A 23,639-nucleotide genomic window follows, 5' to 3' on the forward strand; every position below is an offset into this window, starting at 1 on the left:
TCACACAGTCAGGGGCTCGAGGGCGGTACGCAGGTCGCCCGCCTTCGGGACGCCGGAGATGCGGAAGCGTTCCTTGCCCTCGGCGTCGAAGACGAAGGTCGTCGGCAGGGAGAGGACATTGAGCTCGCGGGCGAGCGCGGGATCGGCATCGATATCGATCTCGATGTCGCGCGGGGCATTCGGGGATTCCGCCAGTTCGGCGGTGACGCCCGCCACGACCCGGCGGACCGCATCACACGGGCCGCACCAGTCGGCGGAGAAGTGCAGCACCGCGGGGGCCTCGCCGGTCACACCGGCGGCGTCGAGCAGCAGCGCGCGCTGGTGGTTCTCGGGGTCGAGGGAGGCGGGACGAACCTGCCCCTGCTTACGCGACAGCGCGAAGCCGACCGCGACGGCGGCCGCGATGACGACGGCCAGAATGACGATCTCGATCATGGTTGCTGCAATCGGTCCAGGTCGATGGTGACGTTGCGGCCGACACCCTCGACGACGATCTGGCCGCCGAGCGCCGACACCTCGGTCGGTGCGACACCGAACGGCAACTCCTTGATATCGATCGTACGGCTGAATCGAGCGAGGACAGCGGCGTGATCGGTCTCGGGGATCTTCGAATCGGTGGTCACCGCGGCGGTCGTGTCGGCGGTGCTGGTGGTGTCGGTGTAGAAACCGGTTGCCTGGATGCGGACCTTGTCGCCCTCGAGCAACAGGTCGGCCTGGATCTGCACCGGCACGCGCGTCGCGGAACTGGACGGGGTGACACCGACGGGGAGGACGCGCCCGTTCGCCGTGGTCGGCAGGGTGCCCTTCAGGACGAGGACGCCCGCGGTCGTCATACCTGACCCGCCGGAGCCGCCTGTCCCGTCGGACTTGTCGGCGGGCGGAGTGTGAACCTGCAGGTCCGGGATGCCGAAGAGTTTGCCGAGCTCGGTGGGCTCGAACCGCATCAACGCGTCGATCCGGTCGACCTGCACCTTGCGGGCCGCGCCGTCGAGCAACTCGCTCGCGGGGGCGTGCAAGCCCTGCAGCTTGGCCTCGATGCCGACCTCGCCGGGGATGTCGGGCCGCACGCCGCGGGCGCGGATGGTCACGTCGTCGTAGCGGCCGCTCATCGCCTGCGCCGTGAACGGAAATCCGTGGAACGTCACTTCCGGGTCAGCCGAGAGATCCGCGCCTGCCCGCAGTTGACGGGAGACGTGGTACTCCGAATAGGCGGCGGCGCCGAAATCGAGGACCACCGCCAAACCGGCCAGGCAGAGAAGCCCGATGATCAGCTTGCGCATGATGTGACACTAGCGGCTGGCGCCGCGGGTCACGGGCCCCGCCCGCGACCAGGACAGCAGTGAAGGACACAAAACGGACGCCGTGTTGCGAGGTCGTGGTGGTAGAGGCGCTAATGTTGCAGACGACTTAACCTGTGTTTCGGCGACGTAGCTACGCGGCTGCTGTCGTCCGCGGAGCAACGAGATAGGAGGAGAGCCCCATGGAGCTGCTCCTACTGACCTCCGACCCCAACCCCGACGCGGTCCTGCCGTCGTTGACGCTACTGGCGCACAACGTCCGGCCCGCGCCGACGGAGGTGTCGTCCCTGCTGGAGGCGAGTAGTGCCGATGTCGCGCTGGTCGACGCCAGAACGGACCTGGCCGCCGCGCGCGGTCTGTGCCGACTGCTCGGCAGCACCGGGTCCTCGGTGCCGGTGGTCGCGGTCCTGACCGAGGGCGGCCTGGTGGCCGTCAACGCGGACTGGGGCCTGGACGACATCCTGTTGCCCGGCACCGGCCCCGCCGAGCTCGATGCGCGCCTGCGGCTGCTGGTCGGACGCAACGGTGGGGTCGCCAGCCCGGAGAACACCGGCAAGATCACCCTGGGTGAGCTGGTGATCGACGAGGGCACCTACACCGCGCGGCTGCGTGGTCGCCCGCTCGACCTCACCTACAAGGAATTCGAGCTGCTCAAGTATCTCGCTCAGCACGCGGGCCGGGTCTTCACCCGTGCCCAACTGCTGCAAGAGGTCTGGGGCTACGACTTCTTCGGTGGCACCCGCACCGTCGACGTGCACGTACGACGCCTGCGCGCCAAGCTCGGCACCGAATACGAGTCGCTGATCGGCACCGTGCGCAATGTCGGCTACAAGGCCGTGCGCCCGGCTCGAACAGCCGCCGCCAAGGGCGAGGTGGTGACCTTCGTCGACGAGGACATCGACGGCGACGACTCCTTCGCCCCGGTGAACGGCTCCGCGCAGTAGCGCTCGTCGGCGCGGCGCAACACGGTGACCGTGCCACGCTTCGAGAGGACGCGATGTCGGACACAGCAACCCTGACCTGGAACGATCAGGTCGAGCCCGGCACCGTGAACACGGTGCGCGCACTGCTCGAACGCGCGGCTGAGGTCGACGGCGTGGCCCCGGTCTCCGAGCAGGCGGTGCTCTCCCTCGCCGAAGTCGACCCCTCGACCAGGCATGTGCTCGCGGTCCGCGCCGGTGAGCTGGTCGGCTACGCGAATCTTGTTGCGGCACATGACGAACACCCCGCAATGGCCGAGGTTGCCGTAGACCCGACCGCGCGTGGCGCCGGTATCGGTACGGAGCTGGTGCGCGCCGCGCTGGCCGAAGGTGGCGCGGGCGCCAGGGTGTGGGCGCACGGCGATCTGCCCGCGGCCAAGGCGCTGGCGACCGGCCTCGGACTGAGCACCGCCCGCGAGCTGTGGCAGATGCGCCGATCACTGGCTACCCCGGAGCTACCCGAGCTGGAGGTCCCCGAAGACCTCATCCTGCGTACCTACGCGGGCCAGGTCGACGACCTCGAAATCCTGCGGGTGAACAACGCGGCTTTCGCCTGGCATCCCGAACAGGGCGGCTGGACCGAGCGTGAGATCGCCGCTCGACGCGGGGAATCCTGGTTCGAACCGGCCGGTCTCTTTCTGGCTTTCGACGCCGCCGATCCGAGCCGCCTGCTCGGTTTCCACTGGACCAAACAGCACCCCGACGCCGCCCCCGCCGGTGAGGTGTACGTGGTCGGGGTCGACCCGGCCGCGCAAGGGCGTGGCCTCGGCCGACTGCTGACCCTGGCCGGTCTGCGACACCTGCGCGCGACCGGATCCTCGGAAGTCCTGCTCTATACCGAAGCCGACAACACGGCCGCGGTGCACACCTACACCAAGCTCGGATTCACCCCGGCCCATATCGACGTCGCGTACTCGCTGCCGTGATGCGATTCGCCTCACACGCGAGGTGAATTCTGGTGCGCGAGGAGAATATTGCGCGGATGACCGGGTACCTGCGAGTAAAACTGGGGCTAACGTCACATTCGCCGCATCGATCGCGCCGGGCTGTTCATTTTCCGTTAACCCACGTCGGGCCCACTGTCAACCGGGCGACCCTAGGTTACTTCTGGGCGGCACAGTCGTCGCCTGGTGCGCGCATTCCTCCGGGGATCGCCTGCACCCCCAGCCTCGCTCGGGCCGGTGAGGGACCGAGTGAGACACCCAGCATTGTCGGAGGAAAAGTGAACTTCAAGCGCACCAGTGCCCTGGTCGGCGTCTTCGCCGTGGGCGCCATGACCCTGGCCGCCTGTGGCAGTGATGACAACAGCACCGGTGGCGACACCAGCAACGCCGCCAACACCAGCGTTGCCTGTGGTGGCAAGAAGGCGCTCAAGGCGTCGGGCGCTTCCTCGCAGAAGAACGCCATGGAGCGTTTCGTCGCGGCCTACGAGAACAACTGCGACGGCTACACCCTGAACTACACCTCGAGCGGCTCGGGCGCGGGCGTCAACGAGTTCATCGGCGGCCAGACCGATTTCGGCGGCTCCGACTCGGCGCTGAGCTCCAAGAAGGAAGAGCCGGCCAAGGCCGCGGAGCGTTGTGGCGCCCCCGCGTGGAACCTGCCGACCGTCTTCGGCCCGATCGCGGTGACCTACAACGTCGACGGCGTCACCGACCTGGTGCTCGACGGCCCGACCGCCGCCAAGGTGTTCAACGGCTCCGTCGCCACCTGGGATGCCCCCGAGATCAAGGCGCTCAACCCGAACGCCAAGCTCCCCTCGGAGAAGATCGCCGTGATCTTCCGCTCCGACGAGTCGGGCACCACCGACAACTTCCAGCTCTACCTCGACGCGGCCTCGGACGGCGCGTGGGGCAAGGGCGGCGGCAAGTCCTTCAACGGTGGCGTCGGTGAAGGCGCCAAGGGCAACGAGGGCACCTCGGCGGCCATCAAGAGCACGAAGAACTCGATCACCTACAACGAGTGGTCCTTCGCCAAGGCGCAGAACCTGTCCATCGCGCAGATCGTCACCTCCGCGAGCAAGGACCCGGTCAAGCTGTCGGCCGAGTCGGCCGCCAAGGCCATCGACGGCGTGAAGGTCAAGGGCGAGGGCAACGACCTGGTCCTCGACACCAGCTCGTTCTACAAGCCGACCGTCGCGGGCTCGTACCCGATCGTCATGGCCACCTACGAGGTCGTGTGCTCCAAGTACGCCGACGCCGAGACCAGCAAGGCCGTCAAGGCCTTCCTGACCTCGGCCGTCACCAACGGCCAGAACGGTCTGACCGAGGCGGGCTACGTGCCGCTGCCCGACGCGTTCAAGACCAAGCTGACCACCGCGATCAACGCCATTTCCTGATCGCGTCCTGGCCATGACCATGCACCCTGAGGTGACCGCAGTGGGCTCGTCGAACTCGACGAGCCCACGGGCGGCCGGAGATACTGCGAATATGCCGACCGAACCGAAAATCGACAAGGCCCCTGACGGGGGTCGTACCGGCCGCCTGAACGCCGAGACGATCTTCCGGTGGACGGCCACCGCGGCTGGCGCCACGATCGTGGCCGCCATCGCGTTGATCGCGCTGTTCCTGCTGATCCGCGCGATCCCTTCGATCAGGGCTGACGAGGTCAACTTCTTCACCAGTACCGAATTCTCGACCGGTGACGCGAACAACCTGCGCTTCGGTATCCGCGACCTGTTCATGGTCACGGTGCTGAGCTCGGTATTCGCGCTCATCGTCGCGGTGCCGATCGGTGTCGGTATCGCGCTGTTCTTGACGCATTACGCGCCGTCGCGGCTGGGTAAGCCGCTCACGATGCTGGTCGACCTGCTCGCCGCGGTGCCGTCCATTGTGTTCGGTCTGTGGGGCTTCCTGGTGCTGGCACCCAAGATTGTGCCGGTCCAGGAATTCCTGAACGAGAACCTCGGCTGGTTCTTCCTGTTCTCCCACACCGAAGGCGGAATCTCGATCAGCGGCGGCGGCACGATTTTCACCGCTGGCGTCGTGCTCGCTGTCATGATCCTGCCGATCATCACCTCGGTGTCGCGCGAAGTCTTCTCGCTGACTCCGCGCGCACACATCGAGGCAGCGCAGGCGCTCGGCGCGACCAAGTGGGAAGTCGTGCGAATGACTGTCCTGCCGTACGGCCGCAGCGGTGTGATCGCCGGTTCCATGCTCGGCCTCGGTCGCGCGCTCGGTGAGACGATCGCCGTGCTCGTCGTGCTGCGGACGGCGTCGGTGCCCGGCACCTGGTCGCTGTTCGACGGCGGCTACACCTTCGCCTCCAAGATCGCCTCGGCTGCGTCGGAATTCAGCTCGCCGCTGCCGACCGGCGCCTATATCGCCGCGGGCTTCGTTCTCTTCGCGCTGACCTTCGTAGTCAACGCACTGGCCCGCCTGGCCTCCGGTGGAAAGGTGAACGGCTGATGACCACCACAACGTCGCTCGACAAGCCGGTAAAGGCTCGGACCTTTCGTGAGGTCAGCACCACCAGGCGGATCAAGAACAATGTCGCCACCGGCCTGGTCACGCTCTGCTTCGTCATCGCGCTGATCCCTCTGGTGTGGGTGCTCGGCCTCGTGGTCACCAAGGGCATCACCGCGGTTGCGTCCGCTGACTGGTGGATGAACTCGCAGAAGGGCATCCTGCCGGATCAGACCGGCGGCGGCGTCTATCACGCGATCTACGGCACGATCGTACAGTCGCTGGTCGCCTCGATCATCGCGGTGCCGCTGGGCATCATGGGCGCGGTCTACCTGGTCGAATACGGTCGCGGTCGACTCGCCAAGGTCACCACGTTCATGGTTGACATCCTGGCCGGTGTGCCCTCGATCGTCGCCGCGCTGTTCATCTTCGCGCTCTGGATCGCCACCTTCGGCATGCCGCAGAGCTCCTTCGCCGTCTCGCTGGCGCTAGTGCTGCTGATGCTGCCGGTGGTGGTGCGCAGCACCGAGGAAATGCTGAAGCTGGTGCCCGACGAGCTGCGTGAGGCTTCCTACGCGCTCGGTGTGCCGAAGTGGAAGACCATCCTGCGGATTGTCATCCCCACTGCGGCGCCCGGCATGATCTCCGGCATCCTGCTCTCCGTGGCCCGCGTCATGGGCGAGACGGCCCCGGTGCTCGTGCTGGTCGGCTACAGCAAGTCGATCAACCAGAACATCTTCGACGGCAACATGGCCTCGCTGCCGCTGTTGATCTACCAAGAGCTGGCCAACCCGGAGGCTGCCGGCCGCGAACGTGTCTGGGGTGCGGCGTTCACGCTGATCCTCATGATCGCACTGCTGTACCTGGCTGCCGCCGGCGTCAACAAGCTGCTCACCCGGAACCGATAGAAGCGAACGGAATACTCAGATGGCCAAGCGGATCGACGTCAAAGATCTCAACATCTATTACGGCAGCTTCCACGCCGTGGCGAATGTGGAACTGACCGTGCTGCCGCGCAGCGTCACCGCCTTCATCGGTCCCTCCGGCTGTGGCAAGTCCACCGTGCTGCGCTCGCTCAACCGCATGCACGAGGTGACCCCCAACGCCCGTGTCGAAGGCGCCGTGCTGCTCGACGGTGAGGACATCTACAGCTCCTCGATCGACCCGGTCGGCGTGCGCCGCACCATCGGCATGGTGTTCCAGCGCCCGAACCCGTTCCCCACCATGTCGATTCGCGACAACGTGGTGGCCGGGCTGAAGCTGCAGGGCGTGCGCAACAAGAAGGAACTCGACGAGGTCGCCGAGCGCTCGCTCAAGGGCGCCAACCTCTGGAACGAGGTCAAGGACCGGCTCGACAAGCCCGGTGGCAGCCTCTCCGGTGGTCAGCAACAGCGTCTGTGCATCGCCCGCGCCATCGCGGTCTCGCCCGACGTCCTGCTGATGGACGAGCCGTGTTCGGCCCTCGACCCGATCTCCACCCTGGCGATCGAGGACCTGATCACCGAGCTCAAGAAAGAGTTCACGATCGTCATCGTCACCCACAACATGCAGCAGGCCGCCCGGGTGAGCGACCAGACCGGTTTCTTCAACCTCGAGGCCCAGGGCAAGCCCGGCCGCCTGATCGAGATCGACGACACCGAGAAGATCTTCTCCAACCCCACCCAGCGCGCCACCGAGGACTACATCTCCGGCCGCTTCGGGTAAGAAGAAGCACCACGGAAAGCCCCGCGCTCCTTCTCGACGGAGCGCGGGGCTTTTCTCGTTGTGGTGCCGAAACGAAAAAGCCCCCGCGGTGAGCGGGGGCCGACTCGTGTTCTCTCAGCTCGTTTCGATGTCCTCGTCGACCGGGAGGACACCAGTCACCAGGAAGATCACGCGGCGGCCGATCTCCACGGCGTGGTCGGCGAAGCGCTCGTAGTAGCGGCCAAGAAGCGTCACGTCGACGGCGGAGGCCACACCGTACTTCCAGTCACGGTCCATCAGGAGGGTGAACAGGTGGCGGTGGAGGTCGTCCATCGCTTCGTCGTCCTGATTGAGCTGGGCGGCGCGCTCGGGGTCGCGGGTCTCGAGCACCTCTTTGGCGCCAGCGCCCATGTTGACCGCGATGCGGCCCATCTCGGCGAAGTAGCCGTTGACCGACTCGGGCAGGGCGTGCGCGGGGTGGCGGCGGCGGGTCACCTTGGCTACGTGCAGCGCGAGGGCGCCCATCCGGTTGACGTCGCCCACGATCTGGATCGCGCTGACGACCTGACGCAGGTCGCCCGCGACAGGTGCCTGCAGTGCGAGCAGCGCGAACGCCTTCTCCTCGGCCTCGGTGATCATCACCGAGATCCGATCCTGCTCACCGATGACCTGCTCGGCCAGACCGAGGTCGGCCTGCAGCAGTGATTGGGTGGCCTGTTCCATGGCCTGGCCAGCGAGACCGGCCATCTCGCCGAGGAGGTTGGCGAGGTCGGCCATTTGCTCGTTGTAGATGACACGCATGATTGCTGACCCTAGTGGGTACCCGGATCCCTGTCACCCAACAGTGGGTTAATGCCGCATGGCAGTGTCGTGGCAGGTCAGCGCGGTCAGTCGCAGCTGGTGTCGGCCGCGTTCATGTGTTCGAGGTCGGACGGCAGGGTTACCGGCGCCGCGGTGATCGGTTTGCCGGTGCCCACGTCGGGGATTTCGGTGCCGACCGAGGCCGGGGTGCGGACCTGTCCGGCGTAGTTCGAACCCAGGATGACCTCGATGATTCCGTCGAGTTCGTCCGCGCGTTCGAGCATCGCGCCGGGAATCGAACTCGCGACGGTGGCGGCCGCGGCCTCGTTGCCGGTGGAGAAGCGGACCACGGTGGATTCGCTGCCCTGGGGGTAGTTGCCGACGTTGTAGATCCCGAAACCCATGTTGGAGAGCTTGTTCGCGGCCTGTTGCGCCACGCCGGTGCGGCCGGTTCCGTTCGAGATCCGCAGCGAGACCGAGCCGGGACTGACGGCGAAGAGCTTGGGCGCCTGGGTCGGCGGCGCTTCGCTCGAGCTCGTCACCGGCGGCGCGGTTTCCTCACCGGGCAGCGGCTGATCATCGATGATCGAGCGGAAGATCGCCTTGATGTCGGACTCACGGGGAATCTCGTTGCCGTAGGCGGTGGTACCGGCAGTGGGCGCGGTGATGAAGGTGACAGCGCCCGCGTTGACCTTCTGCAGCGACCGGCCGAGCAGAATCAGATCCTGCGTGCCGACACCGTCGACGAAGGTGTGCTGACGGAATGCCTCGACGAAGCCCTGCAACTTCGCCGGATCGAGCAGTACTTTGCTCGACAACGCGCCGCGTAACAGCGCCGCCAGGAACTGCTGCTGCCGGTGGATCCGGTCGTAGTCGCTGCGTTCCTCGCCGATCACGTGCCTGGCGCGGACGTAGTTGAGTGCGGTTTCGCCGGTGACGCGCTGCTTGCCCGAGCTCTCGAGCACCGTGCCGAGTACGCCGTCGATGATCGGTTTGGTCGAGCACACCTCGACACCGCCGATCTGGTCGACCATGGCCTCGAAGCCGGCGAAGTCGATGCCGATGAAGTGACCGATGGTCAGGCCCGACATCTTGCGGACCACGTCCACCAGGCAGCGCGGCCCGCCGAGGGCGTACACCGCGTTGAGCTTGTCGCCGATGGCAGAGGGGAATTTCTGCTCGGTGTAGGTGGCCTTCTCGTTGTCCCACCCGGCGCACTGCGGCCTGGTGACGTCGAGGTCGCGCGGAAACGACACGACAACTACCCGTGAGCGGTTCTTCGGGATGTGCACCAGCATCGCCGTGTCGGCGCGAGCGCCTTCGGTGTCGGCGGCCGAACCCGCGCCCATATCGGCGTTGACGCCCGCTCTGGTGTCGGTGCCGACGATGAGGTAGTTCTCGTCGCCGAGCTGCATATCGCCGTCGAGCACGTCGCCGGAGGCGCCGCCGCCGAGCGCGTCGACCTGGGTGAAGCTGCTGTTGGTGGCCTGTAGGTAGCTCCAGCCGCCGCCGGTGATGACGAGGGCGAGCACCGCCACGAACGTCAGCGTGACCCGGCCGGCCATCCGAGCCTGCTTGCTGCGCCGACCTTCGGTGCCCGGACGACGCGGCGGTGCGGCGGAGGCGGTTTTCACCGGCCTGGCGCGCTCGGGCTCCGCGTTGTCGACCGTGGGCAGGATGTCTGTGGGCGGATCGATCGATTCGGCGGCCACGCGTCGCGCCAGGGGAGCCTTGCGTGCCTGCTCTTTCGCCTGGGCGGGTAGCGCGGTGGTCGCGGTGCGGTCGGCGGGGGATTCGGCGCGGTGGGGTGGCTTACCCGCGATGTCGTCGACGACGGGGGAGCCGTCGGTGCGGGGTGCGATGTCGGGACGTGGGGTGGGCCGCGGCGCCTGTTCGCGGGCTCGGCGGCCCGCGCGCGAGCCGGGCTCGGCGCTCTCGGCGGGGGGAACTCGTCGGCCGCGCCTGGTGCGTTCGCTGTCGACGCGGTTGACCAGATCGGCCACCGTCAGCGGCGCGGCGGTCCCGGTGTCGGGCGTCGCGTCCGCGTGCCGGGAACGTCGAGAGCCGGTATCCGGTTGCTCGGGAGGTTCGGCCGTCGGATAACGCTCCCAGGGGGCGCGATTTCCAGGCCGGGGCGTACGCCCGCGCCGATCGTCACCCACCAACGAACCTCACTCCTCTATCTGGCGCAGCCTGCGCGTCATCGCCCGGCTCCGATCGAACCAGAGTCGAACGATCCCGCAATGATAACGATTCCGCCACGAGTGGCCACTCCAGTGCACACCGGAATCGCCGACGAATTGCTCGAGAAGGTTCGCCAGGCTCAGGAAAGCCCTGTTCGAGCGGGTACGGTCGGCCGAAACAGCGACGGCTTACGAATTGATGTCGACCCGTTATCGGCGCCTGATCAGCCGCCGCTGTGCATCACATCGGCCGCGGCCGGAACAGTGTCGTCTTCCGGGTCGTCGAGCCAGCCTTCGGGGAGCACGACCTTGGTCTGCGGCGAACCCTGCCGCCCGCGCGGACCGAGCGCGTCGGTGGGGAACGGCACAGTGGGGTCGAGCTGTCCGACCAGATCCTCGATCTGCGACAGCTTCGACACGGTGGCGAAGCTGCGCCGCAGCTGTGAGCCGACCGGGAAACCCATCAGGTACCAGGCCATGTGCTTGCGAATATCGCGCATGGCCTTGTCCTCACCGTCGTGCTCGGTGAGCAGGGTGGCGTGGCGCACCAGGATCTCTCCGACGCGGCCGAGCGTGGGCCCCTCCGGGATCGGTTCGCCGCGCAGGGCCGCGCTGAGTTCGGCGAAGAGCCAGGGTCGACCGAGGCAGCCGCGGCCGACGACCACGCCGTCGCAGCCGGTTTCGTTCATCATCCGCAGCGCGTCGTCGGCGGTGAAGATGTCGCCGTTGCCGAGCACCGGGATGGAGGTGACGGCTTCCTTGAGTCGTGCGATGGCCGACCAGTCGGCCGCGCCCGAGTACAGCTGGGCGGCGGTGCGCGCGTGCAGCGCCACGGCAGCCGCGCCCTCGGCCTCGGCGATGCGGCCGGTGTCGAGGTAGGTGTGGTGGTCGTCGTCGATGCCGATGCGGAACTTGAAGGTCACCGGCACACCCGCCGGTTCGGCCGCGGCTACCATCTCGCGCACGATATTGGCGAACAGCCTGCGCTTGTACGGCAGCGCCGAACCACCGCCGAGCTTGGTCACCTTGCGCACCGGGCAGCCGAGGTTGAGGTCGATGTGGTCGGCCCAGCCCTCGCCGACGATGATCCGCACCGCCTCGCCGAGCGTCTTGGGATCCACACCGTAGAGCTGCATCGAGCGCGGATGCTCGTCGTCGTCGAACGACATCATGTGCAGCGTCTTCTCGTTGCGCTCGACCACCGCGCGTGCGGTGATCATCTCGCACACGTAGATCGAGGTAGAGCTACCGAACTCCCTGCACAACCTGCGGAAGGCGCGGTTGGTGATGCCCGCCATCGGCGCGAGCACAACCGGCGGGTCGACCGGGTAGGGCCCGATCCGCAGCGCGGTGGGCGCCTGGGGCAGCGTGGTAGTCACGCGAATGATTGTCTCATCCGCCCCGATGTGATCGATCTCGCGTCCGAGCGCTTATCACCGGGTCATCGCCGCCACTGCGACCTCGCCGCCACCGTTTACCTGCTACGCCGTGTCCGGAACGGTTCCGAAACCTCAGTAGCCTTACGCTGCTGGCATCGTCGCCTCCGGCGGTGCGCTGTCCCCACGTAATCGGAGAAGACCCCATGGCCGAAAGCAACGAAGGCGCCACCGACCTGACGAAATCCCCTGCCACGCCCACCAAGGGCACGGTCGCCGTGCGCGTCTCGTCGCTGGTGGGCGGCGCCGTGATCGCCGTCCTCGCGATCATCGCCCTCGTGCTCGGCGTGCTGCTCGGCTCGGCGCGCTCGGAGATCTCCGACATGAAGGACCAGGCCGCCGACAACGCGAAGGCCGAGCAGATCGCGCTCGACTACTCCGTCGGCTCGGCCACCCTGAACTACCAGGACGTCGACGCCTGGGTCGCCAAGCTCAAGGCCGGTACCTCCCCCGAACTGTCGAACAAGTTCGATGCCACCGGCGACAAGCTCGAGCAGATCATCATCCCGCTGAAGTGGACCTCCACCGCGGCGCCGATCACCGCCAAGGTGCTCTCGCAGGAGGGTGAGGTCTACAAGGTCGCCGCCTTCGTCGACGTGAGCACCACCAACGCACAGAACCCCGACGGCCTGCGCAACACGGTGACCTACAACATCACCGTCGACGCGGGCAAGGACTGGAAGATCACCGACGTCGGCAGTGCCGACGGCGCCCTCCCGATCAAGTAACCCCGGACAGACAGAAGCGCCGCCTACCGGAAACCCGGTGGGCGGCGCTTTCGTGGTGAAACCTAGACGCTGGCCATTTCGCGCTTCTTGGCTTCGCGAGCGAGCATCCGGTCGCGCTGCTCCTCGAACTTCAGCACGTCCTCGCCCAGCTTCTCCAGGAAGCCGGCCAGGCGTTCACGGGTGGCCTCGCCGCGTGCGGTGAAGTCGGTGCGATCGAAGACGTTCCACTTCTTGAGCACCGGCTGCACGACCTCTTCGAGGTGCTGACGCAGGTCGTAGATGCCGTGCTTGGCCATCAGCACGCCGTTGCGACGGAAGTTCGGCATCCCGGCGCCGGGCATCTGGAAGTTCTCGACGATCAGCGAGATCGCCTCGATGGTCTGGTCGGGGCTCAGGTCCATCGCCGCGCCGCAGAGGTTGCGGTAGAAGATCATGTGCAGGTTCTCGTCGGCCGCGACGCGCTGCAGCATGCGGTCGGCGATCGGGTCGTCGCACACCCTGCCGGTGTTGCGGTGGCTCACCCGGGTGGCCAGTTCCTGAAAGGTCACGTAGGCGACCGAGTGCAGGAAGCCGGCGTCGACCTCGGTGGGGGAGGCGAAGCCGTTGGTCATGTGGATCATGCGCGCCTCTTCGAGGGCGACCGGATCCACGCCGCGGGTGACAACCAGGTAGTCGCGCATCACGATGCCGTGCCGGTTCTCCTCGGCGGTCCAGCGACCGACCCAGGTGCCCCAGGCGCCGTCCTGGGAGAAGTTCTCCGCGATCTCACGGTGGTAGGACGGCAGATTGTCCTCGGTGAGCAGGTTGGTGATCATGGCCGCCTTGGCGACCTCGCTGAGCTTGGACTGCTCAGGATCCCAATCGATGCCGCCCATGGCGGCGAAGTTGCGGCCCTCGTCCCACGGGACGTAGTCGTGCGGATGCCATTCTTTGGCCAGCGACATGTGCCGGTTGACGTTTTCCTCGGCAACCGGCTCCAACTCCGTGAGCAGTTCGAGTTGAGTCAGATCCCTTGCCATGTAAAAACCCTTCGCTGTCGTGCTTGCGGTCGAACGTCGCGATGCGGCCATACCTTACGGCACCGTAGGTGTGATGCGAAACGCAACAGAGCGGTTTTCCGACGATGTTGAGCAACGCCACAACTCGTCAGTAGATCCGATGGTCTTGCTGACGAGTCTAGGCGTTCGACCCGCAGCATAGGGACTATCGCTGCGGGCCCCGCGACGTTAACTACACGTAGATGAACATCTCAGCGCTTGCCGCCGAGCAGGCCGCCGAGCACGCTGCCCAGCGCACCGCCCGCGTTCTTCGACAGGGCATCGCCGATCATTCCGCCGAGCCCGCCGCTATTGCTGCTGCCGCCGAGTAGACCGCCGAGCAGATCGCCGAGACCGCCACCGGAGGCCTGCGTCTGCTGCGGTGCCGGTGCCGCGGCGCCGCCACCGGTGAGCTGCTTGGCCAAGTAAGCGAGCACGATTGGCGCCAGAATCGGCAGCAGCTTGCCGATCAGATCGTTGCCGCCGGTCCCGCCCCCCGCACCGAGCGCGCTGATGACAGTGTTCTTCTCGTCGCCGAAGACGTTGTCGACGATCTTCTCGCCGTCGCCGACGTCCACCTGCCCGAGATCGACCGCGCCGTCACCGTCGACGAGGCCGCCGTGATTGTCGAGCGCGCCGAGCAGCGACGCCGCGCCCTGCGGCTCGGCGGCATTGACCTTTAGCCCGCCGAGCAGCGTCGGCAGCGCGGCCTGCACGGCCGTCGTCGCGGTCGCCTGGTCGACGCCGAGTTGGTCGGCGATCTGGGCGATGGGTACTTGGGAGAGCAAATCGTCGAAGGAAGTCATCTCACTCCGCCTGAGGTTGTGGGCGCCCGGGAGCCCGGGTCGCGCTCAGATTAGGTGCATCGATGCAAGAACCCGGCGGTTTCGGCGGCGTCTGCGTTTGGCGCGTCGCCACGTGACGATGGTCACGGTAGTAGTTGGTGGTGCCCCCTGTAGGACTCGAACCTACGACCTAGTGATTAAAAGTCACCAGCTCTACCAACTGAGCTAAAGGGGCGCGCAGCGGAGTCTAGCGGACACGGTGCCGAAGGGCCGAACCGTGGTCCCCGGTCGCGTTGCGGGCGTCTGATCGCCGCTGGTGGCGGCCGGTAACGGTGGGGGCGTCCACGACGATTCTCGGTAAACACCTGGTGCCCAGCACCGTTCGCGCTACCGGTTGCGTATGGTTGTCGAATACTGTTGTATCGCAACATCTTTCGACAAGCTGGGGTGCAGGAGCGATGGAGTGGTCCACGATGGGCGCCGGTCTCGCGACCGTTCGGCGAACTTCGGCGGTGCCGGTGAGCCGGTCAACCGGGCTGCGCGCCTACGGAATTCGTACCCGGACTAACCATTCCGGTTGCGCTTCGTTTGCTGATGTGGATAACCGGACCGGATGTTCGGATAGGTACACCAATCGCCGCGTGTCGTCTCGGGAATGCGGGTACGGTGATCGCCTGGTGAATTTCGAAACAATCACCGGTGCCGCGTTTTCCGTGGCTCCGGTGCAGGGTGCGGCGTTTCGTAATTCATCGACAGATTGCAGGCCGAGGTGATCGCGATGGGTGCGCGAACTCCCGGCAAAGGGGTAGACGTCGCCGCAGGAGGAGGCGGTTCTCACCGGTGGCGGGGCCGCTGTGCGAGGCACCGCGAGTCTTTCATACCGAAAGTTTGAATTAAAACCACAATTCGCACCAGCGGTCTGTATTCGACCGCCGGCGTCGAGAAGGTTCGGAGGCGTTTCGAGCATGGCACGGCAGCAAGAGCGGGCGCGCCGGACACGCGCGGCAATAATCAAATCCGCGGCCGTCGAGTTCGGGAAGAGTGGATATGCCGCGGCATCGCTCAACCGCATTCTGGAAGGTTCGCGTGCCACCAAGGGTGCGATGTACTTCCACTTCGACTCCAAGGAAGATCTGGCGCGCGCGGTGCTCGAGACCGCGGTCGAGCGGTACCGGATCTGCGCGGAGCGCTGGCTGGCGCGCGCCGACCTCGGTCCGCTCGATGTGCTGCACGGCATGGTCGACGAGATCGCCCTTCGCCTCGAGCACGACACCATCGTGCAAGCGGAATACCGCCTCGTGATCGAACCCGACTTCCATCGCGACACCGGCAACGGCGGCGGACGCATCGTCGGCCGAGCCACCCGCGTGCTCGCGGTCCGCGCCATCGACGACGGACAGCTGCGCGCCGACGCCGACCCCGACCGCTTCACGCGAACCCTGTCCGCGGCGCTGGCCGGACAGCGATATCTGGTCGACCCCATCTCCAATGGTTCCGCCGCCGACTTGCGTGCCCGCTTCGCCGAGGTGCTGGAGGTTATCGTGGAGGCGATGGCGACCCCGTTGTGGATCCAGACTTTCCGCACCGAGGGCTGGCGCGAGCAAGCACGCCTGGATGACCTCGGTTTGGGCGCCTGACCAGGCGATTTGGAACTCTGCGCACACCTGTCATAAGCTATGCGAGCTCCCAACGGAAACGTTGAAGCCGCCCCGGAGAGATTCGGAACGAGCCCCCTTCGTCTAGCGGCCTAGGACGCCGCCCTTTCAAGGCGGTAGCGCGGGTTCGAATCCCGTAGGGGGTACAGTCTTCGGACTGTGTCTAGTAGTACTGCAGGTATGCATGGCCCTGTAGCGCAGTTGGTTAGCGCGCCGCCCTGTCACGGCGGAGGTCGCGGGTTCGAGTCCCGTCAGGGTCGCACGTAGTACCAGAGCAATCCGGTACTTCCGGCCAGGTAGCTCAGTTGGTACGAGCGACCGCCTGAAAAGCGGTAGGTCGCCGGTTCGATCCCGGCTCTGGCCACCTTCGATCCCCTCACCGAAGTACACGGTGAGGGGATTTTTTCGTTGGTGGGCGGCGAGAGCCGGTCAGCTCGTGACCGGCATCCGCAGGGCGTTGGCCCACAGGCGCGACAGGGTGTGGACAACTTCTTCCATCGGAATCCGAGTGCCGTCGAACTCACCGTCGCCGATGACGAAGTAGTTGAAGGCCATGCGGCTGACCATGCCCGAGAGGGCGCGCGAGGTGAGCATCGGATCGATGTCGGGGTCTGCCAGGCCGCGTCGCTGGAGATCGGCGATGCCGCGGGCATTGCGGCCGATGAAGGCATCGGCACGGTGCTGGCGCAGCTTGCTGAATTCGGGGTCGATCTGGGCGACCTGCTCGAGCAGGCCCATCAGCTTCGCATTGCGTTTGTAGGCCTCGAAGTAGGCCAGGTTGGCGGCTTCGATGATCGAGGCCGGATCGTCCTCGCCCGTCACATGCGGCATCCCGGGATGCATCATGTCTTCCTGGGCGTGCTCGAGGATCGCGGCGAAGATCTCTTCTTTGCTCGCGAAGTAGGTGTAGAAGGTGCCCGAGGAGCAGTGGGCTTCCTGGGTGATGTCGATGAGCCGAGTATCGAGATATCCCATCCGCTCGAACACCTTCCGGCCCGCCGCGATCAGCGCGTCCCGCGTACGCAGTCCGCGCTGGGTGGCAGGCAGGTCGCGCAACAGCGAGGTGCGTGCCATCGAGGGCAGCGCGCCCTCGCTGTCGGGGTCCGCGGAACGTTCCATGGTGTAGTTATATACCGGCGTTCACGGGCGGAACACGACGCGGCCGACGGTATCGCCGTCGCCGAGGCGGCCGAGTCCGGCGGGGATGTCGCCGAACGAGAGCCGCTCGCTGATCAGCGGTTTCACCTGGCCCGCCGCGGCGAGCCGGGTCAGCTCGGCATGGCAGTCGTGGATCGCCTGCTGGTTGTACTGCTTGTAGAGACCCCAGTGCAGGCCGATGATCGAATAGTTCTTGATCAGCGCGTGATTGAGCGCTGGCTGGGGGATGGTGCCGCCGGCGAAGCCGATCACGAGGATGCGGCCTTCGAAGGCGATGCACTTGGTGGACTTGGCGTAGGCGTCGCCGCCGACCGGGTCGTAGACCACGTCGGCGCCGCGGCCACCGGTGAACTCCTTGACGAGCGGCACGAAATCCTCGGTGTGCCGATCGATCACGAGGTCGGCGCCGAGCTCGCGGCAGTAGTCGGCCTTCGCGGGCCCGCCGACGACGCCGATCACCCGTGCCCCCGCCGCCTTGCCCAACTGCACCGCGGAGCTGCCGACGCCACCCGCCGCGGCGTGCACCAGCAGCGTCTCGCCGGGCTGCAGCCGAGTCCGGCGGTGCAGCGCGAACCAGCTCGTCTGATAGCCGATGACCAGCGCCGACGCCTCGGCATCGTCGAGGGATTCCGGTGCGGGGAAGGCGTTTTCGGCATCGAGTACGGCCAGCTCGGCGAACGCGCCGCCGGGCAGGTTCGCGGTGCCGACGATCCGGTCACCGATCGCGAACCGGTCCACACCCGCACCGACCGCCAGCACTTCGCCGCACAGTTCCACGCCAGGGGTGAACGGCAGTGGTGGCTTGATCTGATATTGCCCACGGCACAACAGCACATCGGGGAAGTTGGCGGGCGTCGCGAGAACGCGCACCAGCAGCTGCCCCTCGCCCGCCACCGGGTCGTCGATGTCGTTGAACTGCAGTACTTCCCGTGGTTCGCCGAGTTCGGCCAACTGCCAGGCTTTCATGTGATCAGTGCTCCTGTTCCAGTGCGGTCATCTCAGTTGCACTCCCTGTACTTGTTCAGTTCCTGACGTGCGATGGCCCGCTTGTGCACTTCGTCGGGTCCATCGGCGAGCCGGAGCGTGCGCAGGTGCGCCCAGGCGGCGGCGAGCGGGAAATCGTCGGTGACGCCGCCCGCCCCGTGCACCTGAATGGCCCGGTCCACGACCTTCAGCGCGATGTTCGGCGCGGCCACCTTGATCGCGGCGATCTCGGTGCGCGCGGCCTTGTTGCCGACGGTGTCCATCAGATAGGCGGCCTTGAGCGTGAGCAACCGGATCATCTCGATGTCGATGCGCGACTCGGCGATCCAGTCCTGAATATTGGCGTTCTCGGCCACCGGTTTGCCGAAGGTGATCCGCGCCTGCGCGCGTTTGCACATCATCTCCAGTGCGCGCTCGGCCATGCCGATGCTGCGCATGCAGTGGTGGATGCGCCCCGGCCCGAGCCGGGCCTGGCTGATCGCGAAACCCTCGCCCTCGCCCTTGAGCACATCGGTGGCGGGCACCCGCACGTCGGCGAAGTCGATCTCGGCGTGGCCTTCGCGTTCCTGGAAGCCGAACACCGGCAGCCCGCGGATGATCGTGACGCCCGGCGCGTCGATCGGGACCACCATCATGGTCTGCTGGCGGTGCGGTGCTGCGGTGGGATCGGTCTTGCCCATCACGATCAGCACGCGACAGTTCTTGTGCAAGGCGTTGGTGGCGAACCACTTTCGACCGTTGAGCACGTAGTCTTCGCCGTCGCGCACCATCGACAGTTCGATATTGGTGGCATCGGAGCTGGCCACTCGCGGTTCGGTCATCGCGAAGGCCGAGGCCATGGTGCCCTCGAGCAGCGGCTTCAGGTACTTCTCTTTGTGTTCCTCGGTGCCGAACAGTTCCAGCACTTCCATGTTGCCGGTGTCGGGGGCGTTGCAGTTGCAGGCCTCGGACGCGAGATGGCTACGGCCCATGATCTCGGCCAGCGGCGCGTATTCGAGGTTGGTCAGGCCGGGGCCTCGGCCGGGGTGCGGGTGGAAGAGGTTCCACAGTCCGCGTCGTTTGGCCTCGGCTTTGAGCTCTTCCATGATGGGCGGCTGGAAATGGGGGTCGCCGGATTCGCGCATCTGCACGTCGTAGACGGCCTCGGCCGGGTAGACGTGGGCGTCCATGAAGTCGAGCAGTTCTTCGGAATACTTCTTCGCGCGATCGCTCAGATCGAACAGTGTCATGACTTGATCTCTCGCTCAGTGGGTTTCGGCCAGCAACGACGACTGGTAGCGGCGCATGCCGCGCAGCCAGCGGTCGTAATCGGCGCCTTTGTGGCGGTACATGTCCAGCACCTGTGGATGCGGCAGGATCAGGAACTCCTCGGCGTCGACGGCCGCGAGCACGATGTCGGCCACCGCGGCGGGTTCGAGGACATCGCCCGCCGAGACGACGGCGCGGGTCGCGGTGGCGCCGATTTCCTCGCCCGAATCCCGGCCCGCGTAGAGCAGTTTCGTATTGACGCCCATCGGGCACAGGCAGCTGACGCGAACGCCCTGGTCGCCATAGGTGACACTGAGCCACTCGGCGAACCCGACCGCGGCGTGCTTGCTCACCGAGTAGGTGGCCGAGCCGATCTGGGTGAGCAGCCCCGCGGCGGAAGCGGTGCTGATGAAGTAGCCCGCACCGCGTTCGACCCACTCGGGCACCAGCAGTCGCGCGGCGCGGGTATGGGCGCGCAGGTTCACCTCGAGGGCGCGGCTCCAGTCGTCGTCGGTGACGTCGAGCCCGGGGGCGCCGACGATGCCCGCATTGGCGAAGTACAGGTCGACCGGCCCGAAGTGATTCCGCGCAACCGCGATCAGACCTCTGATCGCCTCGGTGTCGGCGGCGTCGGCGCCGACACCCACGACGGCGCCGGGGTGGTCGGCATCGATCTGCTCCGACACAGCCAACGCGGCGGTCTCGTCGATGTCGGACACCACCACCTTCGCGCCTGCCGCGGCGAGTGCGGCCGCCAGCGCGGCGCCGATGCCCGCGCCGCCACCGGTCACGATGGCCACCTTGTCGGTAACTCTCACGGGAAGTCCTTTCGAAGGGGGGTCTGTCAGTACGTCGGCCGAATTTCGATGCCTGTCCGCTGGCCGGGTTCGATATCGCGGACTCCCGGTGACTCCGCAGGGACGAAGATATTAGAACTTGACGTCAACTTCAAGTAAGTGAGCGCTTGCTTAGTATCGTTCACAAAGGATGTAATGTCAATCACATGCAGCTGTCGGCGGCTGCTCAGGATCCTGCGCGCGCCCGGCTGTTGACGAGGGTCGCGATCCACGCGCGGGTGTCGGCGGGGTCGATCACATCGTCGAGTTCGAAACCCGTGGCGGCGGTGAGCGCCTTGCCCTGCTGGTAGGCCAGAGTGAGCAACTGCTGGAAAAGGGTCTCGCGCTCGTCCGGATCAGTCACGGCGGCGAGCTCTTTGCTGAAGCCGAGGCGAACGGCGCCCTCCAACCCCATCGGGCCGATCTCGCCGGTGGGCCAGGCGACGGTGAAGTTCGGCGCGCGGAAATGGCCCGCCGTCATCGCCATCGCGCCGAGTCCGTAGCCCTTGCGCAGGATGACGGTGCCGAACGGGACGCTCATCTGTGCGCCGAGCACGAACAACTTGCTGAACCGGCGCACCGTCGCGGTCTTCTCCGCCTCCGGTCCGACCATGAAACCCGGTGTGTCGCACAGGGAGACGATCGGCAGTCCGAACGATTGGCACAGGGTGAGGAAATCGCCCATCTTGTCGGCGGCCTCGGCGTCGATGGCGCCGCCGAGGTGATGGCTGCTGTTGGCGATCAAGCCGAACGGTTCGCCGTGCACCCGCACCAGCGCGGTGACGACGCCGACCCCGTAGTCCGGCCGCAGCTCGAGCACCGAGCCGACGTCGACGATCGCGTCGATGGCGCGATGGATGTCGTAGGCGCGTAAGCGGTTCTCCGGCACCACATGTCGGGCCAGCCGTGGGTCCGGTGCGTCGAAATCCTCGACCCGGCCCTGGAAATAGCCGAGGTACTGCTTGGCCAGCGCCACCGCGTGCGCCTCGTCACGGGCCACCAGGTCGACGACGCCGTTGCGTCGTTGCACGTCGATCGGGCCGATGTCCTCCGGGCGGTAGGCGCCGAGCCCGCCGCCCTCGATCATCGCCGGACCGCCCATGCCGATATTGGCGTCCGGTGTCGCGATGATCACGTCACAGGAGCCGGCCAGCGCGGCATTGCCCGCGAAGCAGCGGCCCGACACGATCGTCACCAGCGGCACCTTGCCGCGCAGGGCGCCGAGCGCGCGGAAGGTCGTCACCTCGAGGCCCATGCCGGTCCAGTCGGTGTCGCCCGGCCTGCCGCCACCGCCCTCGGCGAACAGCACAACCGGAACCCGCTTGCGTTCGGCCAGTTCGAAGGCGCGGTCGGTCTTGGCGTGGTTGTTCTTGCCCTGGGTGCCCGCGAGCACGGTGTAGTCGTAGGAGATCACCACCGCCTCGGCGTTGTCGAAGTGTTCGGCGCCGATGGTCGCCAGGCCGGTGATCAGGCCGTCGGCGGGGGTGTTGGCGATCAGGTCTTCTTCGGTGCGTCTGGTGCGTTGGGCGGCGAACGTGAGTGCGCCGTACTCGATGAAGCTGCCCGCGTCGACGAGGTCGGCGATGTTCTCCCGTGCGGTGCGTCGGCCGATCCGGTGCCGCTTCTGTACGGCCGCCGGGCGGGATTCGTCGAGCGTCACCCGGTGCCTGGCACGGATCTCGTCGACATCGGCGCGGGTCCGGCCGGGATCGAGATCGGCGTGCGCGCTGCCGGTGTCGTCGGCGCCGGTGCGGGTGATGACGACCAGCGGATCGCCCGGCGCGACGACCCGGCCGGGGCGAACAAGCACCCGGACGACCCTGGCGGCATCCGGCGCGGCGAGTACGTGCTGCATCTTCATCGCCTCGAGCACCACGAGCTGACCACCGGCGCCGATGTCGACGCCCTCGTCCGCCACCTCGACCACCGTGCCCGCGAGCTGCGCGCGCACAGCTTCCTGCCCCGGATACAGCTCGACCGCGGTGACCGCGACCTCGGGCTGATCGGTCTGTGCCGCCGCGACCAGTTCGGTCAGTCGCTCCGTGAGAAAGCCGGTGTTGGCCTGGCCTGATTGGAAGGTGCTGTCGGCGAGGATCTCTCGCAGGAACGAGATATTCGTACCGATGCCGGTGACGGTGAACTCGGCGAGCGCTGTCGCGGTCTTGCGGGCGGCGGCGGGGAAGGACTGTCCGCGGGTGCGGGTGATCACCTTGGCCAGCAGCGAGTCGTAGCGCGGGCTCGGGGTCAGCCCGGAGCGGCCGAAGGTGTCGACCCGCACGCCCGGCCCGGTCGGCGGTGCGAAGGTGGTGAGCGTGCCCGCGGTCGGCACCGCCGAACCGTCGGCCGCCATCGTTTCCATGTTCACTCTGGCTTGGATGGCGATGCCCTCCGCGACAGCCGGATCACCGGTGGATTCCGTTCCGTCGGAGACGATTCCGCGCGGCAACCCGAGGTCGTCGAAGTGCGCGCCCTCGGCGATCGCGAGCTGCACGGCGACCAGATCGACCCCGGTCACCTCCTCGGTCACGGTGTGCTCCACCTGGATTCGCGGATTGACCTCGAGGAACACGAACTCGCCGTCGGAGACCAGGAATTCGACGGTCGCCAGTCCGCGATACCCGACATGGGCGCACAGCCGGGCCGCCGCGACGTGGAGGTTCCTACGCAGCCTCTCCGAAAGCCCCTGCGCGGGAGCGATTTCGAGGAGCTTCTGATGCCTGCGCTGCACACTGCAATCGCGGTCTCCCAGCGCCAGCGCTCTGCCGCCCGTGGCGACGATCTGCACTTCGATGTGCCGGGCGTTCTCGAACAGCAACTCGGCGAACACCGCGGGGTTACCGAAACCGAGCTGCGCCTCCGCGCCGCACTTCCGATACGCGTCGTCGATCTCCTCGACCGCTCGCACCACCCGCATGCCACGCCCGCCGCCCCCGGCCAGCGCCTTGATCATGATCGCGCCGGGGTGCGTACCGAAGAACCTGTGAACCTCCTCGGCGGTGGTCGGTCCCTCGGTGGCGGGCAAGACGGGCACGCCCGCGGCCACGGCGGTCGCACGGGCCGAGGACTTGTCACCGAACAGGTCGAGCACCGCGGGATCGGGCCCGACGAACGTGACGCCATCGGCCGCGCAGGCACGGGCGAATGCGGCGTTCTCGCTGAGGAATCCGTAGCCGGGATGGATGTAGTCGGCGCCGGATTCCTTGGCGGCGGCCAGGATCGCGGAGTGGTCGAGGTAGGGCGTGGCGCCGGTGCCCGCCAACGCGATCGCCTCGCCCGCCGCGTGCACATCGGGGTTGTCGGCATCGTCGTCGGCGTAGACCGCCACGGTGTCGATGCCGAGTTCGGTAGCCGTGCGGATGACGCGCAGGGCGATCTCGCCGCGATTGGCGATCAGCAGTTTCACTGGATGTCCTCGGATTCGGT

The 23,639-nt window shown here is 66.8% G+C and carries 20 protein-coding genes and 4 tRNA genes; 11 read left to right on the forward strand and 13 right to left on the reverse strand.

Going from position 1 to position 23,639, the window contains the following annotated elements; translation table 11 throughout:
• Both OHS03_RS31305 and OHS03_RS31310 read right to left on the reverse strand, forming a co-directional pair.
• A complete protein-coding gene (locus OHS03_RS31305; RefSeq protein WP_328658995.1) occupies nt 1-435 on the reverse strand; it encodes a thioredoxin family protein in 435 nt (144 codons plus the stop codon).
• Nucleotides 432-1,280 (reverse strand): LmeA family phospholipid-binding protein, encoded by an 849-nt coding sequence (locus OHS03_RS31310; RefSeq protein ID WP_328658997.1) that lies wholly within the window; start codon nt 1,278-1,280, stop codon nt 432-434. The genes OHS03_RS31305 and OHS03_RS31310 overlap by 4 nt, the downstream gene beginning before the upstream one ends.
• A gap of 200 nt (nt 1,281-1,480) precedes the next feature.
• Here OHS03_RS31310 and OHS03_RS31315 point away from each other — a divergent pair, with 200 nt between their 5' ends.
• The 6 genes from OHS03_RS31315 (at nt 1,481) to pstB (ending at nt 7,386) form a co-directional block, all read left to right on the forward strand.
• Nucleotides 1,481-2,242: a winged helix-turn-helix transcriptional regulator gene (locus OHS03_RS31315; protein WP_056818720.1), complete on the forward strand. Its 762-nt coding sequence runs from the start codon at nt 1,481-1,483 to the stop codon at nt 2,240-2,242.
• A 53-nt stretch (nt 2,243-2,295) separates the two neighbouring features.
• On the forward strand, nt 2,296-3,204 hold the full coding sequence (gene mshD / locus OHS03_RS31320) for a mycothiol synthase (protein WP_328659000.1): 909 nt from the start codon (nt 2,296-2,298) through the stop codon (nt 3,202-3,204).
• Between the two features lie 296 nt (nt 3,205-3,500).
• Nucleotides 3,501-4,616, forward strand: a complete 1,116-nt coding sequence (gene pstS, locus OHS03_RS31325) for a phosphate ABC transporter substrate-binding protein PstS (RefSeq protein WP_131816670.1) — start codon at nt 3,501-3,503, stop codon at nt 4,614-4,616.
• Between the two features lie 91 nt (nt 4,617-4,707).
• Nucleotides 4,708-5,685 carry a phosphate ABC transporter permease subunit PstC gene (gene pstC, locus OHS03_RS31330; protein ID WP_063054653.1) on the forward strand — a complete coding sequence of 326 codons (978 nt, stop codon included), beginning with the start codon at nt 4,708-4,710 and terminating at the stop codon, nt 5,683-5,685.
• Nucleotides 5,685-6,590, forward strand: a complete 906-nt coding sequence (gene pstA, locus OHS03_RS31335) for a phosphate ABC transporter permease PstA (protein ID WP_328659002.1) — start codon at nt 5,685-5,687, stop codon at nt 6,588-6,590. Before pstC ends, pstA begins: the two co-directional genes overlap by 1 nt.
• A gap of 19 nt (nt 6,591-6,609) precedes the next feature.
• The gene (gene pstB / locus OHS03_RS31340; protein WP_056818713.1) at nt 6,610-7,386 is read left to right on the forward strand and encodes a phosphate ABC transporter ATP-binding protein PstB; all 777 of its coding nucleotides are present in this window, start codon (nt 6,610-6,612) and stop codon (nt 7,384-7,386) included.
• Nucleotides 7,387-7,500: 114 nt separating this feature from the next.
• Here the strand turns inward: pstB and phoU are convergent, their stop codons facing one another.
• The 3 genes from phoU to dusB all read right to left on the reverse strand — a co-directional run bounded on the left by phoU (nt 7,501) and on the right by dusB (nt 11,728).
• On the reverse strand, nt 7,501-8,166 hold the full coding sequence (gene phoU / locus OHS03_RS31345; protein WP_328659004.1) for a phosphate signaling complex protein PhoU: 666 nt from the start codon (nt 8,164-8,166) through the stop codon (nt 7,501-7,503).
• 86 nt (nt 8,167-8,252) lie between these two features.
• Nucleotides 8,253-10,328, reverse strand: a complete 2,076-nt coding sequence (locus OHS03_RS31350; RefSeq protein WP_328659006.1) for an LCP family protein — start codon at nt 10,326-10,328, stop codon at nt 8,253-8,255.
• Nucleotides 10,329-10,573: 245 nt separating this feature from the next.
• The gene (gene dusB / locus OHS03_RS31355; RefSeq protein WP_328659008.1) at nt 10,574-11,728 is read right to left on the reverse strand and encodes a tRNA dihydrouridine synthase DusB; all 1,155 of its coding nucleotides are present in this window, start codon (nt 11,726-11,728) and stop codon (nt 10,574-10,576) included.
• A 203-nt stretch (nt 11,729-11,931) separates the two neighbouring features.
• Here dusB and OHS03_RS31360 point away from each other — a divergent pair, with 203 nt between their 5' ends.
• Complete coding sequence (locus OHS03_RS31360) at nt 11,932-12,513, forward strand: hypothetical protein (RefSeq protein WP_328659010.1); 582 nt, start codon at nt 11,932-11,934, stop codon at nt 12,511-12,513.
• A 62-nt stretch (nt 12,514-12,575) separates the two neighbouring features.
• Here the strand turns inward: OHS03_RS31360 and OHS03_RS31365 are convergent, their stop codons facing one another.
• The 3 genes from OHS03_RS31365 to OHS03_RS31375 all read right to left on the reverse strand — a co-directional run bounded on the left by OHS03_RS31365 (nt 12,576) and on the right by OHS03_RS31375 (nt 14,570).
• Nucleotides 12,576-13,532, reverse strand: coding sequence for an acyl-ACP desaturase (locus OHS03_RS31365; protein ID WP_301904800.1), 957 nt, complete (start codon nt 13,530-13,532; stop codon nt 12,576-12,578).
• Nucleotides 13,533-13,762: 230 nt separating this feature from the next.
• Entirely contained in the window at nt 13,763-14,356 is a 594-nt protein-coding gene (locus tag OHS03_RS31370; RefSeq protein WP_328659012.1) for a DUF937 domain-containing protein, read from the reverse strand.
• A 138-nt stretch (nt 14,357-14,494) separates the two neighbouring features.
• Nucleotides 14,495-14,570, reverse strand: a tRNA-Lys gene (locus OHS03_RS31375).
• A 730-nt stretch (nt 14,571-15,300) separates the two neighbouring features.
• Here OHS03_RS31375 and OHS03_RS31380 point away from each other — a divergent pair.
• From OHS03_RS31380 to OHS03_RS31395, 4 genes are all read left to right on the forward strand, one after another.
• The gene (locus OHS03_RS31380) at nt 15,301-15,972 is read left to right on the forward strand and encodes a TetR family transcriptional regulator (RefSeq protein WP_056818701.1); all 672 of its coding nucleotides are present in this window, start codon (nt 15,301-15,303) and stop codon (nt 15,970-15,972) included.
• A gap of 91 nt (nt 15,973-16,063) precedes the next feature.
• Nucleotides 16,064-16,136, forward strand: a tRNA-Glu gene (locus OHS03_RS31385).
• A gap of 40 nt (nt 16,137-16,176) precedes the next feature.
• Nucleotides 16,177-16,250 (forward strand) — tRNA-Asp (locus tag OHS03_RS31390).
• A 30-nt stretch (nt 16,251-16,280) separates the two neighbouring features.
• Nucleotides 16,281-16,354: transfer RNA gene (locus OHS03_RS31395), tRNA-Phe, on the forward strand.
• Between the two features lie 65 nt (nt 16,355-16,419).
• Here the strand turns inward: OHS03_RS31395 and OHS03_RS31400 are convergent.
• From OHS03_RS31400 to OHS03_RS31420, 5 genes are all read right to left on the reverse strand, one after another.
• On the reverse strand, nt 16,420-17,109 hold the full coding sequence (locus OHS03_RS31400) for a TetR/AcrR family transcriptional regulator (protein WP_062982625.1): 690 nt from the start codon (nt 17,107-17,109) through the stop codon (nt 16,420-16,422).
• A 21-nt stretch (nt 17,110-17,130) separates the two neighbouring features.
• Entirely contained in the window at nt 17,131-18,114 is a 984-nt protein-coding gene (locus OHS03_RS31405; RefSeq protein ID WP_328659014.1) for an NADPH:quinone oxidoreductase family protein, read from the reverse strand.
• A 32-nt stretch (nt 18,115-18,146) separates the two neighbouring features.
• Nucleotides 18,147-19,361, reverse strand: coding sequence for an acyl-CoA dehydrogenase family protein (locus OHS03_RS31410; RefSeq protein WP_328659017.1), 1,215 nt, complete (start codon nt 19,359-19,361; stop codon nt 18,147-18,149).
• A 15-nt stretch (nt 19,362-19,376) separates the two neighbouring features.
• A complete protein-coding gene (locus tag OHS03_RS31415; protein WP_328659019.1) occupies nt 19,377-20,198 on the reverse strand; it encodes an SDR family oxidoreductase in 822 nt (273 codons plus the stop codon).
• A gap of 205 nt (nt 20,199-20,403) precedes the next feature.
• Nucleotides 20,404-23,619, reverse strand: a complete 3,216-nt coding sequence (locus OHS03_RS31420; protein WP_328659020.1) for an acetyl-CoA carboxylase family protein — start codon at nt 23,617-23,619, stop codon at nt 20,404-20,406.
• Nucleotides 23,620-23,639: the final 20 nt, after the last annotated feature.

This window comes from Nocardia salmonicida (genome assembly GCF_036142455.1).
GTDB lineage: Bacteria > Actinomycetota > Actinomycetes > Mycobacteriales > Mycobacteriaceae > Nocardia > Nocardia salmonicida.